The sequence below is a fragment of the Lelliottia sp. SL45 genome (assembly GCF_026672535.1).
Taxonomy (GTDB): Bacteria; Pseudomonadota; Gammaproteobacteria; order Enterobacterales; family Enterobacteriaceae; genus Enterobacter; species Enterobacter nimipressuralis.
In genome coordinates, this window is sequence record NZ_JAPPRH010000001.1 from 660,682 (window position 1) to 676,250 (window position 15,569).

General features: G+C 53.4%; 15 protein-coding genes. 12 read left to right on the forward strand and 3 right to left on the reverse strand.

Translation table 11 applies throughout. The features are described from left to right. Position 1: 1 nt before the first annotated feature. Both rbsD and kup read right to left on the reverse strand, forming a co-directional pair. Entirely contained in the window at positions 2–421 is a 420-nt protein-coding gene (rbsD, locus tag OVA10_RS03180; protein WP_102105134.1) for a D-ribose pyranase, read from the reverse strand. A gap of 226 nt (positions 422–647) precedes the next feature. Further along, a complete protein-coding gene (gene kup / locus OVA10_RS03185) occupies positions 648–2,516 on the reverse strand; it encodes a low affinity potassium transporter Kup (protein WP_100778308.1) in 1,869 nt (622 codons plus the stop codon). Positions 2,517–2,738: 222 nt separating this feature from the next. Between kup and ravA the strand changes: the two genes are divergently transcribed. Further along, positions 2,739–4,235 carry an ATPase RavA gene (ravA, locus tag OVA10_RS03190; RefSeq protein ID WP_100778307.1) on the forward strand — a complete coding sequence of 499 codons (1,497 nt, stop codon included), beginning with the start codon at positions 2,739–2,741 and terminating at the stop codon, positions 4,233–4,235. Next, positions 4,229–5,680 (forward strand): ATPase RavA stimulator ViaA, encoded by a 1,452-nt coding sequence (gene viaA, locus OVA10_RS03195; protein ID WP_268195226.1) that lies wholly within the window; start codon positions 4,229–4,231, stop codon positions 5,678–5,680. Before ravA ends, viaA begins: the two co-directional genes overlap by 7 nt. Here viaA and asnA read toward each other — a convergent pair whose 3' ends face one another. Continuing rightward, positions 5,681–6,673 (reverse strand): aspartate--ammonia ligase, encoded by a 993-nt coding sequence (gene asnA, locus OVA10_RS03200; protein WP_102105131.1) that lies wholly within the window; start codon positions 6,671–6,673, stop codon positions 5,681–5,683. Between the two features lie 150 nt (positions 6,674–6,823). Here asnA and asnC point away from each other — a divergent pair, with 150 nt between their 5' ends. The 10 genes from asnC to atpA all read left to right on the forward strand — a co-directional run bounded on the left by asnC (position 6,824) and on the right by atpA (position 15,556). Next, complete coding sequence (gene asnC, locus OVA10_RS03205; RefSeq protein ID WP_088221282.1) at positions 6,824–7,282, forward strand: transcriptional regulator AsnC; 459 nt, start codon at positions 6,824–6,826, stop codon at positions 7,280–7,282. A gap of 89 nt (positions 7,283–7,371) precedes the next feature. Continuing rightward, the gene (gene mioC / locus OVA10_RS03210) at positions 7,372–7,821 is read left to right on the forward strand and encodes an FMN-binding protein MioC (RefSeq protein ID WP_100778304.1); all 450 of its coding nucleotides are present in this window, start codon (positions 7,372–7,374) and stop codon (positions 7,819–7,821) included. A gap of 373 nt (positions 7,822–8,194) precedes the next feature. Further along, a complete protein-coding gene (mnmG, locus tag OVA10_RS03215; protein WP_123429752.1) occupies positions 8,195–10,084 on the forward strand; it encodes a tRNA uridine-5-carboxymethylaminomethyl(34) synthesis enzyme MnmG in 1,890 nt (629 codons plus the stop codon). A 117-nt stretch (positions 10,085–10,201) separates the two neighbouring features. Beyond that, on the forward strand, positions 10,202–10,819 hold the full coding sequence (gene rsmG / locus OVA10_RS03220; protein ID WP_268195229.1) for a 16S rRNA (guanine(527)-N(7))-methyltransferase RsmG: 618 nt from the start codon (positions 10,202–10,204) through the stop codon (positions 10,817–10,819). Positions 10,820–11,441: 622 nt separating this feature from the next. Continuing rightward, positions 11,442–11,822: a F0F1 ATP synthase subunit I gene (atpI, locus tag OVA10_RS03225; RefSeq protein WP_100778301.1), complete on the forward strand. Its 381-nt coding sequence runs from the start codon at positions 11,442–11,444 to the stop codon at positions 11,820–11,822. 8 nt (positions 11,823–11,830) lie between these two features. Continuing rightward, positions 11,831–12,646, forward strand: coding sequence for a F0F1 ATP synthase subunit A (gene atpB, locus OVA10_RS03230; RefSeq protein ID WP_100778300.1), 816 nt, complete (start codon positions 11,831–11,833; stop codon positions 12,644–12,646). A gap of 50 nt (positions 12,647–12,696) precedes the next feature. Beyond that, the gene (gene atpE, locus OVA10_RS03235; protein ID WP_000429386.1) at positions 12,697–12,936 is read left to right on the forward strand and encodes a F0F1 ATP synthase subunit C; all 240 of its coding nucleotides are present in this window, start codon (positions 12,697–12,699) and stop codon (positions 12,934–12,936) included. A gap of 47 nt (positions 12,937–12,983) precedes the next feature. Then, positions 12,984–13,454, forward strand: coding sequence for a F0F1 ATP synthase subunit B (atpF, locus tag OVA10_RS03240; RefSeq protein WP_015961084.1), 471 nt, complete (start codon positions 12,984–12,986; stop codon positions 13,452–13,454). Positions 13,455–13,468: 14 nt separating this feature from the next. Continuing rightward, a complete protein-coding gene (gene atpH / locus OVA10_RS03245; protein ID WP_100778299.1) occupies positions 13,469–14,002 on the forward strand; it encodes a F0F1 ATP synthase subunit delta in 534 nt (177 codons plus the stop codon). Positions 14,003–14,014: 12 nt separating this feature from the next. Then, entirely contained in the window at positions 14,015–15,556 is a 1,542-nt protein-coding gene (gene atpA, locus OVA10_RS03250; RefSeq protein ID WP_100778298.1) for a F0F1 ATP synthase subunit alpha, read from the forward strand. The last annotated feature ends 13 nt before the right edge of the window (positions 15,557–15,569 follow it).

The window sequence follows — 15,569 nt, forward strand, 5'->3', positions numbered from 1 at the left end:
CTCAGAACGTGACGCCAGCACAGAGAATGATATTCGCATACGGGGAACACTCCCCGCTGCGAATCACCGCCTGACTGTCTGCGGTTTGTTGTTTGAATTGCTCGTGCGTTGTGTAACGAATTTCTATGGTGTTTCCCTGGTGTTGTTGCAGTTGCTCAATATGGCTGAGCAACGTTTCGTGGAGTTGCGGATTATGTTGTTTGATCTCCGTCGCGAGAATGGCCGCCTCAACCTGCATCTCCGACGTCACCACACCCAGTACCTGCATAAACGAGGGCACGCCCTGCGTTAACGCCATATCAATACGGGTTGTGCTGCGCGGAACCGGTAAGCCTGCATCGCAAACCACCAGCGTATCGGTATGCCCAAGACGGGAAATAACCGATGAGATTTCAGAATTGAGTACCGTGCCTTTCTTCATTTTCTTGCTCCACTAGCGAAACGTTTCGCTAAAAGAAGTGTAGCCGCAAGAGTGTTCAGAAAACCATCATGACGTAACAGAATTGTGATCAACGTCGAAACGTTTCGCTAAGTGAAATGTGGGGGCATTTTAAGGAGTGTTTTACCTAGTGGCGCCTCGCTTATCTGGCCTACAGTTTCGTAGGGCCGTGCAAGCGAAGCGTCACCGGGAGAAGGTGTTGCGGAGGTTAAATCTCGACCTGCGTCCCTAATTCAATCACGCGGTTAGGCGGGATTTCAAACTGGTCAGGTGCGCGCAGGGCGTTACGCTGCAGGATGAGGTACAGCTTGCCGCGCAGACGCAGATACCACGGGCGTTTGCCGACAATCAGCGACTCGTGCGACATAAAGAACGAGGTTTCCATCATTCGACAGCTCAGCCCTTCCAGACCACAGCGGTGGAATACCTCTTCCACGTTCGGCGTTTCGCGCCAGCCGTAACTCGCCACCACGCGCCAGAAGGTCGGAGAAAGCTGTTCGATCTGCACACGGCGCACGTTGTGGACGTATGGCGCATCTTCGGTTCTCAGCGTCAGCAGGATCACGCGCTCGTGCAGCACTTTGTTGTGCTTGAGGTTGTGCATCAGGGCAAACGGAATCACGTTCAGCGCCCGTGACATATAAACTGCGGTGCCAGGCACGCGCACCGGCGGAGATTTCTCCAGCGAGGCAATCATCGCTTCCAGAGAGTTACCGTGCTCGTGCATACGTCGCAGCAGGCGGAAGCGCTCGCTCTTCCAGGTGGTCATCACCAGGAACATCACCAGCCCCAGGGTCAACGGCAGCCAGCCGCCGGAGACAATTTTGTCGAGGTTTGCTGAGAACAGCGGTACATCGATGCAGAGGAAGCCCACCAGAATCAGCGCAACCAGGAATTTATTCCAGTGCCAGTTCCGGTACGCCACAGTGGTCGAGAGAATCGAAGTCAGCACCATCGTACCCGTCACCGCAATACCGTACGCCGCGGCCAGGTTGCTGGAGTGCTCGAAGCTGACAATCACGATCACCACGGCAAAGTAGAGCAGCCAGTTGATGAACGGAATGTAGATCTGGCCAGACTCCATCTCCGAGGTATGAATGATGCGCATCGGCGACAGATAGCCCAGACGAACCGCCTGGCGCGTCAGGGAGAAGACGCCGGAAATTACCGCCTGAGAGGCAATGACCGTCGCCAGAGTGGCAAGGATAAGCATCGGCACCAGCGCCCAGTCAGGCGCCAGCAGGAAGAACGGGTTCTTGATCGCTTCCGGATGTTTGAGCAGCAGCGCGCCCTGACCGAAATAGTTCAGCACCAAAGACGGCAGAACCACGGTGAACCAGGCAAGGCGAATCGGCAGCTTACCGAAGTGACCCATATCCGCATACAGCGCTTCCACACCGGTGATCGACAGCACCACGGCGCCCAGCGCGACGAACGAAACCGTTTTGTATTCCAGGAAGAAGTGGACCGCCCACATCGGGTTCAGCGCCTGCAGCACTTCCGGATTGGCGATAATACTGCGCAGACCGAGTGCCGCCAGAATCAGGAACCATGCCAGCATAATGGGTGCAAAGAGTTTCCCCACCAGCCCCGTACCGTGCTTCTGAATAGCAAACAGCAGCGTCAGCACAATGATGGCGAGCGGAACGACCCACGTATCCAGCTGCGGCGCAATAATCTCCAGCCCCTCAATTGCTGAGAGCACCGAAATCGCCGGGGTAATCACCACTTCTCCATAGAAGAAGCTGCCACCGATCAGGCCGATAATCACCAGGAACGAGGTCATTTTTGCCGATGTATTACGCCCGGCAAGCGACATGAGGGTCAGGATCCCGCCCTCACCGGCGTTATCCGCGCGCATGACAAAGGAGAGATACTTAACGGAAACCACCAGGATCAGCAGCCAAAAGATGAGTGACAAAAAGCCAAAAACGGCGTCACGTTCAACACCAAAACCAAACTGACCGGACAGACATTCGCGAAGCGTATAGAGCGGGCTGGTACCGATATCACCGTACACAACCCCAATGGCCGCAAGCGTTATAGCGCTTAATGATTGCTTATTATCAGTGCTCATAGACTAGTCTTTTCGTTGTATAACAAATGTGTGCTTAGTCCCTTGGCCCACAAAAAGGCGCACAGTATGCACGATTAATCGCAAGATCGTACCCCTAAATGCAACCCTATTAATGTAGCGCAAAGAAAATAACGCCGCACTTCAGTCTATTACCAGCCCATGCTGAAACGTCTATACTCGCATCAATTAGCTGCGACGACGCCGAAAGGACGCAACACAATTATGGCTCACTCACATTTATTAGCAGAAAGAATTTCCCGTCTCAGCGGTGCGCTGGAGAAAGGCCTTTTCGAACGAAGCCATGCGATCAGGCTCTGTTTGCTGGCGGCGCTCAGCGGCGAAAGTGTGTTCCTGCTCGGCCCGCCCGGCATCGCCAAAAGCCTGATTGCGCGTCGACTGAAATTTGCCTTCCAGAATGCGCGCGCCTTTGAATATCTGATGACCCGTTTCTCCACTCCGGAAGAGGTTTTTGGCCCGCTTTCCATTCAGGCCCTGAAAGATGAAGGTCGCTATCAACGATTAACGGCAGGGTATCTGCCCGAGGCTGAAATTGTCTTTCTGGATGAGATCTGGAAAGCTGGCCCGGCGATCCTGAACACCCTGCTTACCGCCATCAACGAACGTCGCTTTCGTAACGGCGCTTATGAAGAAAAAATCCCGATGCGCCTGCTGGTGGCAGCGTCCAACGAACTGCCTGAAGCCGACAGCAGCCTTGAAGCGCTGTATGACCGCATGCTGATTCGCCTGTGGCTGGATAAAGTGCAGGACAAGTCGAATTTCCGCTCGATGCTGGTGAGCCAGCAGGACGAAAATGAAAACCCGGTGGCGCCGTCATTACAGGTGACTGACGACGAGTACCAGCAGTGGCAACAGGATATCGGCAAAATCAAACTGCCGGACGCCGTTTTTGAACTGATCTTTATGCTGCGCCAGCAGCTGGATTTATTGCCGGCCGCGCCGTATGTCTCGGATCGGCGCTGGAAAAAGGCGATCCGCCTGTTACAGTCCAGTGCTTTGTTCAGCGGCCGGGATTCCGTCGCCCCCATCGATCTTATCCTGCTGAAAGACTGCCTGTGGCACGATGCGGAAGGGATGCACCTGATGGAACAGCAGCTGGACGTTTTGATGACCGGACACGCGTGGGGGCAGCAGGCAATGCTCAACCAGCTGGGCGCCATCACCCAGCGACGCATCCAGCTTCAGCAGCAGCAAAGCGACAAAACGGCACTGAAGGTGAGCCGTCTCGGCGGGATGTTCTCACGTAAACCGCACTACGAGTTGCCCACAGAGCTGACGGACACGACCCTGACGCTCTTACTCCAGCAGCCGTTAAAACTGCACGATATGCAGGTGGTTCACATCACCATTGAGCGCGAAGCGCTGTCGCAGTGGCTGGATAAAAATGGCGAAATCCGTGGAAAACTCAACGGCATCGGCTTTGCCCAGGTGCTGAACCTGGAAGTGGATACCAGCATGCATCTGGTGATCCGCGATGTGAGCCTGCAGGGTTCACGCCTCGCCCTGCCGGGAAATGCCTCGGATAACGTGCCGGAAGAGATAAAACAGCAGCTTGACGCGCTGGATACGGAGTGGCATCAGCAGCACACGCGCTTCAGCGAACAGCAAAAATGCCTCTTTATACATAGCGACTGGTTGGGTCGCATCGAAGCCAGCCTGCAGGATGTCAGCGCGCAGATCAAACAGGCGCGTCAATGCTAACGCTGGATACGCTCAATGTGATGCTGGCGGTTGGTGAAGAGGGGCTGATTGAAGAGGTCGTCCTGACCTTACTCGCCTCTCCCCAGCTGGCCGCATTCTTTGAAAAGTTTCCGCGCATTAAAAAAGCCGTCACCGACGATATCCCGCGCTGGCGAGATAGCCTGCGCCAGCGGCTAAAAGAGACCGAAGTCCCGCCAGAGCTTACGGAAGAAGTGGCCTGCTACCAGCAGTGCCAGCGGTTATCCACACCGCAATTTATCGTTCAGCTTCCCCAGATCCTGACGCTGCTAGATAAAGTGCACTCCCCGTACGCCGCCCAGGCCCGCAAGCTGGTCTCGGACAACGCCACCTTTACTCCGGCGCTGCATACGCTTTTCCTGCAGCGATGGCGGCTCAGTCTGGTGGTGCAGACCACGTCGCTCAACCAGCAGTTGCTGGAGGAGGAGCGCGATCAGCTGCTCAGTGAAGTTCAGGAGCGGATGACGCTGAGCGGCCAGCTGGAGCAAGTGCTGGTGGAGAACGAAAACGCCGCCGGAAGGCTTTGGGATATGAGCGCCGGGCAGATCCAGCGCGGCGACTATCAGTTGATCGTTAAATACGGCGATTTTCTGGCACAGCAGCCCGAGCTGATGCAGCTCGCGGAGCAGCTTGGCCGTTCGCGGGAGGCGAAGTCGGTACCAAAAAAAGACGCGCCAATGGAAACCTTCCGCACGCTGGTTCGCGAACCGGCAACCGTGCCGGAACAGGTCGACGGTTTACAGCAAAGTGATGACATCCTGCGCCTGCTGCCAACAGAGCTGGCGACGCTTGGGATCACCGAGCTGGAGTATGAGTTTTACCGGCGGCTGGTGGAGAAACAGCTGCTTACCTATCGCCTGCACGGCGAATCCTGGCGCGAAAAAATCAGCCAGCGTCCGGTCGTTCATCAGGATTTCGACGAACAGCCGCGCGGCCCCTTCATTGTCTGCGTAGATACTTCCGGTTCGATGGGCGGCTTTAACGAACAGTGTGCCAAAGCGTTTTGCCTGGCACTGATGCGCGTCGCCCTCGCCGACCGGCGTCGCTGTTATATCATGCTGTTTTCCAGCGAAGTGGTGGGATACGAACTGACGGGAGAGCAGGGTATCGAACAGGCGATCCGCTTTTTGAGCCAGCGTTTTCGCGGCGGAACCGATATCGCCAGCTGTTTTCGCGCTATCGCAGAACGCATGCAGGGCGGGGACTGGTATGACGCGGATGCGGTGGTCATTTCCGATTTTATTGCGCAGCGACTGCCGGACGACGTGGTCACAAAGGTGAAATCATTACAGCGGGATCACCAGCACCGCTTTCATGCGGTGGCGATGTCGCAACATGGAAAGCCCGGCATCATGCGCATTTTCGATCATATCTGGCGCTTTGATACCGGGTTACGCAGCCGCCTGGTCAGGCGCTGGCGGCGTTAATTAAAGCAGAGAACCGATGCTTTCACGCACCTGATGCGGCCACACCCCACACTGAACCTGCCCGATATGGGACAACTGCAGCAACAGCATTGTCAGGCGTGACTGGCCGATACCGCCGCCGATAGTTTGCGGCATTTCACCGCGCAGCAGGGCCTGGTGCCACTCAAGTTTCAGGCGATCTTCATCTCCCGTCACCGCCAGCTGGCGCTTCAGGGCGTCGGCATCCACGCGGATTCCCATGGAAGAAAGCTCAAACGCATCTTCCAGAATCGGGTTCCACACCAGAATATCGCCATTCAGACCGGCTAATTCTCGCTCGTCGCGAGTGCTCCAGTCATCATAATCCGGGGCACGCACGTCATGGCGCTGTCCGTCAGAAAGTTTGCCACCGATACCGATCAGGAATACCGCGCCCAGCTCTTTAGCGATCGCGCGCTCACGGCCTTTGGCATCGAGATCCGGGAAACGGCTCAGCAGATCCTGGCTGTGAACAAAGTGGATCGAGTCTGGCAGGAACGGTGCCAGTCCGAACTCCTTACTCACCGCCGCTTCGGTTGCTTTGATCCCCGCGTAGATGGCCTCTACGGTGGATTTCAGCGTCCCTAAGTGACGTTCCCCATCACCCATTACACGCTCCCAGTCCCACTGGTCAACGTAAACGGAGTGGATGGCCGTCAGGCGGTCTTCATCGGGGCGAAGCGCTTTCATGTGCGTGTAAAGCCCTTCGCCCGCGCTGAAGTCGTGTTGTCCCAGTGTCTGACGCTTCCATTTCGCGAGTGAATGAACCACTTCGAACTGGGCGTCTGGCAAGGTTTTCACTTTTACCTGTACCGCTTTTTCGCAACCAGACAGGTTGTCCTGCGTCCCATCGCCGACGCGGCTCAGAATCGGAGCCTGGACTTCAATGAGGCCAAGTTTCTCTTCAAGCTGACGTGAAAAATGGGATTTAACGAAACTGATCTGGCGTTGTTTTGCGATGTAAGCGGTTTTCATTTTTATACTCCTGCGTCCTGTTGATATTGATTAAGCAACAAAAACGGCACTCAATACAATAATCCAACAACAAAAAGCCTACTTCGCTTTTGATTCGTTAAAATATGGCGCTAGAATAGAGTGATTACTCAATCTTCATAAGAAAATACTATGGAAAATTATCAGATCGATAATCTGGACCGCGGCATCCTCGAAGCGTTAATGGCCAATGCGCGCACGGCGTATGCCGAACTGGCTAAACAATTTGGCGTCAGCCCAGGGACGATTCACGTTCGCGTGGAGAAGATGAAGCAAGCGGGGATTATCACCGGGGCGCGGATTGACGTCAGTCCAAAACAGCTCGGGTATGACGTCTGCTGTTTTATTGGCATCATTCTGAAAAGCGCAAAAGATTACCCCTCTGCGCTGGCCCGGCTCGAAAGTCTGGAAGAGGTGACCGAAGCCTATTACACCACTGGCCACTACAGCATCTTTATTAAGGTCATGTGTAAATCGATCGATGCCCTGCAGCAGGTACTTATCAACAAGATCCAAACAATTGATGAAATTCAGTCCACCGAGACGCTGATCTCCCTGCAGAACCCGATTATGCGCACCATCCGGCCCTAGCGGCGCCATTTAATTACCACATTTTCCACAGGTAGATCCCAGCTCGCTCACAGCGTACAATGATCCCCTCTTTATATGAGCGAGCGATCATGGCAGATATTACTCTTATCAGTGGCAGTACTCTTGGCGGCGCGGAATATGTTGCTGAACATCTCGCGGAAAAGCTGGAAGACGCAGGTTTCTCGACCGAAACCCTGCATGGACCGTTACTGGAAGATCTCCCTGCTGATGGGATCTGGCTGCTGATTACCTCCACGCACGGTGCGGGCGATATCCCTGATAACCTGCAACCTTTCTATGATGAGCTTCTCGAGCAACGTCCTAATCTGTCAGCCGTGCGTTTTGGCGCGATTGGGATAGGAAGCCGCGAATACGACACCTTTTGTGGTGCAGTAGAGAAAGTAGAAGCGGCGATCGCGTCGTGTGGAGCAAAACAGATCGGCGAAACGCTGAAGATCAACATCCTCGATCACGATATTCCGGAGGATCCAGCCGAAGAATGGCTGGGTGAATGGAAAAATTTACTCAATAACGCTTAAAGATCGTGCGATCAGATGTGGATAAGTCTGGTTAAAACCTTGGATCAACCGGTAGTTATCCAAGGTATAACCGTTGGCTGGTTTTTGACCTGTGAATAAGTACCGGATCTAACCCCAGCTTATACGGTCCAGGATCACCGATCATTCACAGCAAACGATCCTTTCTATCCTTATGATCTTTATGACCGGATCCGACTTATCCACACGAGAAGGCGATCCTAATAAGAGATCATAGTAAAACAGATCTCTAAATAAGAAGATCTTCTTTTTAATAGCCAAGATCCCAATGCTTTCTCGAAAGACTAAACTTGAGTAGAATCCACGGCCCGGGCTTAAATCCATTTTCAAACCGCTTTACGCAAGGCAGGAAAGCATGTTTTATCAGGATCCTTTTGACGTCATCATCATTGGCGGGGGTCATGCAGGCACTGAGGCCGCAATGGCCGCAGCGCGTATGGGTCAACAGACCCTGCTTTTGACACACAATATCGACACGCTGGGACAAATGTCCTGTAATCCGGCGATTGGCGGCATTGGGAAAGGACACCTGGTAAAAGAAGTGGATGCTCTGGGCGGCTTGATGGCGAAAGCGATCGATCAGGCAGGCATTCAGTTTAGGATACTAAACGCGAGCAAAGGACCCGCCGTTCGCGCCACTCGTGCTCAGGCAGACCGTGTGCTGTACCGCCAGGCCGTTCGTACTGCGCTGGAGAACCAGCCGAACCTGATGATCTTCCAGCAGGCGGTTGAAGATCTTATCGTTGAGAACGATCGTGTCGTCGGTGCCGTCACCCAGATGGGACTGAAGTTCCGTGCCAAAGCCGTGGTGCTGACGGTCGGGACTTTCCTCGATGGAAAAATTCATATTGGTCTGGATAACTACAGCGGTGGCCGTGCAGGCGATCCGCCGTCCATTCCACTTTCCCGTCGTCTTCGCGAGCTGCCGCTGCGCGTCAGCCGCCTGAAAACCGGGACACCGCCGCGTATTGACGCCCGCACTATCGATTTTAGCGTGCTGGCACAGCAGCACGGTGACAACCCGATGCCGGTCTTCTCGTTCATGGGTTCTGCGGCGCAACATCCCCAGCAAGTGCCGTGTTACATCACGCACACCAATGAGAAAACCCATGACGTGATCCGCAATAACCTCGATCGCAGCCCGATGTACGCAGGCGTGATCGAAGGGATCGGTCCACGTTACTGCCCGTCGATCGAAGACAAAGTCATGCGCTTTGCCGATCGTAACCAGCACCAGATCTTCCTGGAGCCGGAAGGACTCACCTCCAACGAAATTTACCCGAATGGCATCTCCACCAGCCTGCCGTTCGATGTGCAGATGCAAATTGTTCGCTCAATGCAGGGCATGGAGAACGCAAAAATCGTTCGTCCAGGTTACGCTATTGAGTACGATTTCTTCGACCCGCGCGATCTGAAACCGACGCTGGAGAGCAAATTTATCCAGGGCCTGTTCTTCGCGGGACAAATTAACGGCACCACCGGTTATGAAGAAGCTGCAGCCCAGGGCCTGCTGGCCGGTCTGAACGCCGCCCGCTTCTCTGCGGAAAAAGAGGGCTGGTCACCGCGTCGCGATCAGGCCTACCTTGGCGTGCTGGTGGACGATCTCAGCACGCTCGGTACAAAAGAGCCGTACCGTATGTTCACCTCTCGCGCGGAATATCGTCTGATGCTGCGTGAAGACAACGCCGATCTGCGCCTGACCGAAATGGGCCGCGAGCTGGGCCTGGTGGATGACGAACGCTGGGCGCGTTTCAACCAGAAGCTGGAGCGCATTGAGACTGAGCGTCAACGCCTGAAAACCTCATGGGTGAATCCTCTGGCGGAATCCGCAGCCGAAGTGAACGCTCACTTGACCGCGCCGCTCTCACGCGAAGCCAGCGGAGAAGATCTTCTTCGTCGTCCGGAGATGACTTACGAGCAGTTGGTGCAGATGACGCCGTTCGCGCCGGGTCTCGACGATGCCGAAGCGGCCGAGCAGGTCGAAATCCAGGTCAAATACGAAGGTTACATCGCGCGTCAGCAGGATGAGATCGAAAAGCAGCAGCGTAACGAGAACACCTTGTTGCCTGCGATGCTGGATTACCGTCAGGTGACGGGGCTGTCAAACGAGGTGATCGCGAAACTGAACGATCACAAACCGGTGTCGATCGGCCAGGCATCTCGCATCTCCGGCGTGACGCCAGCAGCCATCTCTATTCTGCTGGTATGGCTGAAAAAACAAGGTATGCTGCGCCGCAGCGCTTAACATCAGGCGATTTTTGCCATTTTGGCGGGTGGTGCTTCGCTGACCCGCTACAGTTCGTATCGTAGGCCCGGTAAGCGTTAACGCCACCGGGCTCATTATTTCAGACAGGTATTCACCGTGCTCAACAAACTCTCTCGTCTGCTGGATGAAGCAGGTATTTCGCTCACCGATCACCAGAAAAATCAGCTGGTGGCCTATGTCGATATGCTGAACAAATGGAACAAAGCGTACAACCTCACGTCGGTACGCGATCCCAACGAGATGCTGATTCGCCATATTCTCGACAGCATTGTGGTTGCGCCTTACCTGCAGGGTGAGCGTTTCATCGATGTGGGGACCGGCCCTGGTCTGCCAGGCATTCCGCTCTCCATCGTGCGGCCTGAGTGCCAGTTCACGCTGCTGGACAGCCTGGGCAAGCGCGTGCGCTTCCTGCGTCAGGTGCAGCATGAGCTGAAAATCAACAATATCGAGCCGGTTCAGAGCAGGGTAGAGGCGTTTCCGTCCGAGCCGTCGTTTGACGGCGTGATTAGCCGTGCGTTTGCGTCACTCAACGATATGGTCAGCTGGTGTAAGCATCTGCCAGCGCAGGAAGGGCGTTTTTACGCGCTCAAAGGCCTGGTGCCTGAGGATGAAATCGCCCAGCTCCCGGTTGGCTATGTGGTCGAGTCGATTGTGAAGTTACAGGTTCCACAGCTCGATGGCGAACGCCATTTGGTGATAATTAAGGCAAACTAATTTTAAAAATTAAATAAAAAATGTGGAATTCGTGCGGTTCTTAAAGTGTTAAAAAACGGCCCTAAGGAACGAACCTCACCGGACTGCATTTAACCTTGTTGTTACCGAGGTTTTTCTTGGTGTTAACCTGATTTATCTCGTTAACACCAAATATAGTCAACATTGAAAATATCAGTCTGCTAAAAGTGGAATTCAGTGATGAGTTGGTGATGTTAATTATTTATTAAAAATGTCAATGAAAGGTTTTTGTTGTGTACGGGGCTGTTTTGAAAATAGTTGCTGTCATTTGTCTTTAATATCATAAAGATGAATTAAACCAAATTATTGATTTGATAAATAAGACCTTATCGTAAATGTGCATTTTGTGATCTCGTGCACGCTTTATCATCAATGTTTCTGCGCAGTTTGCAGTTTTATCGGATGGGTCGTGGTTTGGCGAAAAGTTAAAAAATAGCGGTGGGGAAAATTATTTAAACATTTATTCACCTTTTCGCTACTTAATGTTTGAAATCACGGGGGCGCACCGTATAATTTGACCGCTTTTTGATGCTTGACTCTGAGCCTTAAAGGACGTTTTATACGACACGCGACATACCTCGAAGGGAGCAGGAGTAAAAACGTGATGTCTGTGTCGCTCTTGAGTCGAAACGTTGCTCGTAAGCTTCTGTTCATTCAGTTTCTGGCGGTGATAGCAAGTGGACTGCTGTTCTGCCTCAAAGACCCCTTCTGGGGCATCTCCGCAGTGTGTGGAGGTTTGGCAGTGGTTTTGCCAAACATGTTGTTTATGATTTTTGCCTGGCGTCATCAGGCGCATACACCTGCCAAAGGCCGCGTGGCCTGGTCCTTCGCTCTTGGCGAAGTGTGTAAGGTGTTGCTAACCTTTGCCTTCCTGGTGTTGGCGCTGGCTGTTTTCAAAGTGGTATTTTTGCCGCTGATCGCGACGTGGGTTTTGGTGCTGGTGGTACAAGTTCTGGCGCCAGCTGTAATCAACAACAAAGGGTAAAAGGCATCATGGCTTCAGAAAATATGACGCCGCAGGATTACATAGGTCACCATCTGACGAACCTTCAGATGGACCTGCGTACATTCTCGCTGGTGGATCCGCATAACCCCCCGGCCACCTTCTGGACGCTCAACATTGACTCCATGTTCTTCTCGGTGGTGTTGGGTCTGTTGTTCCTGGCCATGTTCCGTAGCGTTGCTAAAAAGGCGACCAGCGGTGTTCCAGGGAAATTCCAGACGGCTATCGAATTAGTCATCGGCTTCGTTCATGGCAGCGTCAAAGACATGTACCACGGTAAGAGCAAGCTGATTGCTCCGCTGGCGCTGACTGTCTTCGTCTGGGTCTTCCTGATGAACCTGATGGACCTTCTGCCTATCGACCTGCTGCCGTACATCGGTGAGCATGTTCTCGGCCTGCCGGCACTGCGTGTGGTTCCGTCTGCTGACGTGAACATCACCCTGTCCATGGCGCTGGGCGTATTCATCCTGATTCTTTTCTACAGCATCAAAATGAAAGGCGTAAGCGGCTTTGTGAAAGAGCTTACCTTGCAGCCGTTCAACCACTGGGCGTTCATTCCGGTCAACCTGATCCTGGAAGGCGTAAGCCTGCTGTCCAAACCGGTTTCACTTGGTCTGCGACTGTTCGGTAACATGTATGCGGGTGAGCTGATTTTCATTCTGATCGCGGGTCTTCTGCCGTGGTGGTCACAGTGGGTTCTGAATGTGCCATGGGCCATTTTCCACATCCTGATCATTACGCTGCAAGCCTTTATCTTCATGGTTCTGACGATCGTCTATCTGTCGATGGCGTCTGAAGAGCACTGATTTTTTAACCACCACTACTACGTTTTTATTGAAACAAACTGGAGACTGTCATGGAAAACCTGAATATGGATCTGCTGTACATGGCTGCCGCTGTGATGATGGGTCTGGCGGCTATCGGTGCTGCGATCGGTATCGGCATCCTCGGGGGCAAATTCCTGGAAGGCGCTGCGCGTCAACCGGATCTGATTCCTCTGCTGCGTACTCAGTTCTTTATCGTTATGGGTCTGGTGGATGCAATCCCGATGATCGCTGTAGGTCTGGGTCTGTACGTGATGTTTGCTGTCGCGTAAGTCGTTTTTAAAAACCCAAGCCACAGAAATTTAAGAGGTATTGTGCTGTGAACATGAACGCAACAATCCTCGGCCAGGCCATCGCGTTTATTCTCTTTGTCTGGTTCTGCATGAAGTATGTATGGCCGCCTTTAATGGCAGCCATCGAGAAACGTCAGAAAGAAATTGCTGACGGTCTGGCTTCCGCAGAGCGCGCTAAGAAAGATTTGGACCTTGCACAGGCCAACGCGACAGACCAGCTGAAAAAAGCGAAAGCTGAAGCTCAGGTAATCATTGAACAGGCTAACAAGCGCCGTTCTCAGATCCTGGACGAAGCCAAAGCTGAAGCAGAACAGGAACGTACTAAGATCGTTGCACAAGCTCAGGCTGAAATTGATGCTGAGCGTAAACGTGCTCGTGAAGAACTGCGTAAGCAGGTTGCGATTCTGGCTGTTGCTGGCGCCGAGAAGATCATCGAACGTTCCGTGGATGAAGCTGCTAACAGCGACATCGTGGACAAACTTGTCGCTGAACTGTAAGGAGGGAGGGGCTGATGTCTGAATTTGTTACGGTAGCTCGCCCCTACGCCAAAGCAGCTTTTGACTTTGCTGTCGAACACCAAAATGTCGATCGCTGGCAGGATATGCTGGCGTTTGCCGCTGAGGTAACGAAAAACGAGCAAGTGGCTGAGATGCTTTCCGGTGCCTTAGCACCTGAAACCCTTGCTGCATCGTTTATCGCCATTTGTGGTGAGCAACTGGATGACAACGGCCAGAACCTGATTAAGGTCATGGCTGAGAATGGTCGTCTGCGAGTGCTCCCGGATGTTCTCGAGCAGTTTGAGCACTTACGTGCCCTCAGTGAAGCTACCGCCGAAGTTGAAGTAACCTCTGCGAATGAACTGAGCCAAGAACAGCTTGCGAAGATCACCGCCGCGATGGAAAAACGTCTGTCACGCAAAGTTAAGCTGAATTGCAAAATCGATAAGTCTGTAATGGCAGGCGTAATCATCCGAGCGGGTGATATGGTCATTGATGGCAGCGTACGCGGCCGTCTTGAACGCCTTGCAGACGTCTTGCAGTCTTAAGGGGACTGGAGCATGCAACTGAATTCCACCGAAATCAGCGAACTGATCAAGCAGCGCATTGCTCAGTTCAGTGTTGTGAGTGAAGCTCACAACGAAGGTACTATTGTTTCTGTAAGTGACGGTGTTATCCGCATCCACGGCCTTGCCGATTGTATGCAGGGTGAGATGATTTCCCTGCCGGGTAACCGTTACGCTATCGCACTGAACCTGGAGCGCGACTCCGTAGGTGCTGTAGTTATGGGCCCGTACGCTGACCTTGCCGAAGGCATGAAAGTCAAATGTACTGGTCGTATTCTTGAAGTTCCAGTTGGCCGTGGCCTGCTGGGTCGCGTGGTGAACACCCTGGGTGCACCAATCGACGGTAAAGGTCCAGTTGATAACGATGGCTTCTCGCCAATCGAAGTTATCGCACCGGGCGTTATCGAACGTCAGTCCGTTGATCAGCCAGTGCAGACGGGTTACAAATCCGTTGATGCCATGATCCCAATCGGTCGTGGTCAGCGTGAACTGATCATCGGTGACCGTCAGACCGGTAAAACCGCGATGGCAATCGATGCGATCATCAACCAGCGCGATTCCGGCATTAAATGTGTGTACGTGGCTATCGGCCAGAAAGCGTCCACCATTTCTAACGTGGTTCGTAAACTGGAAGAGCACGGCGCGCTGTCAAACACCATCGTTGTGGTTGCAACCGCTTCTGAATCTGCTGCACTGCAATACCTGGCGCCATATGCCGGTTGCGCAATGGGCGAATACTTCCGTGACCGCGGTGAAGATGCGCTGATCGTATACGATGACCTGTCTAAACAGGCTGTTGCTTACCGTCAGGTTTCCCTGCTGCTCCGTCGTCCACCAGGACGTGAAGCATTCCCGGGCGACGTATTTTACCTCCACTCCCGTCTGCTGGAGCGCGCATCCCGCGTTAACGCGGAATACGTTGAGAAATTCACCAATGGTGAAGTGAAAGGTAAAACCGGCTCTCTGACTGCTCTGCCGATTATCGAAACCCAGGCGGGTGACGTTTCTGCGTTCGTTCCGACCAACGTAATTTCCATTACCGATGGTCAGATCTTCCTCGAAACCAACCTGTTCAACTCCGGTATTCGTCCTGCGGTTAACCCAGGGATCTCCGTATCCCGTGTGGGTGGTGCTGCTCAGACTAAGATCATCAAGAAACTGTCCGGTGGTATTCGTACCGCTCTGGCACAGTATCGTGAACTGGCTGCGTTCTCTCAGTTCGCTTCCGATCTGGATGAAGCGACCCGTAAGCAGTTAAGCCATGGTCAGAAAGTGACCGAGCTGCTGAAACAGAAACAGTATGCCCCTATGTCTGTTGCACAACAGGGCCTGGTGCTGTTCGCGGCTGAACGCGGTTACCTCGAAGATGTGGAACTGGCGAAAATCGGTAGCTTCGAAGCCGCACTGCTGGCTTACGTTGACCGTGATCACGCTCCGCTGATGCAAGAGATCAACCAGTCCGGTGGCTATAACGACGAAATCGAAGGCAAGCTGAAAGCTATCCTCGATTCCTTCAAAGCAACCCAGTCCTGGTAACGTCCGGCGGCTT

Excerpts from the sequence above, each read along its gene's own strand:
- rbsD (WP_102105134.1), bottom strand. The coding sequence starts at position 421 with ATGAAGAAAGGCACGGTACTCAATTCTGAAATCTCATCGGTTATTTCC.
- kup (WP_100778308.1), bottom strand. The coding sequence starts at position 2,516 with ATGAGCACTGATAATAAGCAATCATTAAGCGCTATAACGCTTGCGGCC.
- ravA (WP_100778307.1), top strand. The coding sequence starts at position 2,739 with ATGGCTCACTCACATTTATTAGCAGAAAGAATTTCCCGTCTCAGCGGT.
- viaA (WP_268195226.1), top strand. The coding sequence starts at position 4,229 with ATGCTAACGCTGGATACGCTCAATGTGATGCTGGCGGTTGGTGAAGAG.
- asnA (WP_102105131.1), bottom strand. The coding sequence starts at position 6,673 with ATGAAAACCGCTTACATCGCAAAACAACGCCAGATCAGTTTCGTTAAA.
- asnC (WP_088221282.1), top strand. The coding sequence starts at position 6,824 with ATGGAAAATTATCAGATCGATAATCTGGACCGCGGCATCCTCGAAGCG.
- mioC (WP_100778304.1), top strand. The coding sequence starts at position 7,372 with ATGGCAGATATTACTCTTATCAGTGGCAGTACTCTTGGCGGCGCGGAA.
- mnmG (WP_123429752.1), top strand. The coding sequence starts at position 8,195 with ATGTTTTATCAGGATCCTTTTGACGTCATCATCATTGGCGGGGGTCAT.
- atpI (WP_100778301.1), top strand. The coding sequence starts at position 11,442 with ATGTCTGTGTCGCTCTTGAGTCGAAACGTTGCTCGTAAGCTTCTGTTC.
- atpB (WP_100778300.1), top strand. The coding sequence starts at position 11,831 with ATGGCTTCAGAAAATATGACGCCGCAGGATTACATAGGTCACCATCTG.
- atpE (WP_000429386.1), top strand. The coding sequence starts at position 12,697 with ATGGAAAACCTGAATATGGATCTGCTGTACATGGCTGCCGCTGTGATG.
- atpH (WP_100778299.1), top strand. The coding sequence starts at position 13,469 with ATGTCTGAATTTGTTACGGTAGCTCGCCCCTACGCCAAAGCAGCTTTT.
- atpA (WP_100778298.1), top strand. The coding sequence starts at position 14,015 with ATGCAACTGAATTCCACCGAAATCAGCGAACTGATCAAGCAGCGCATT.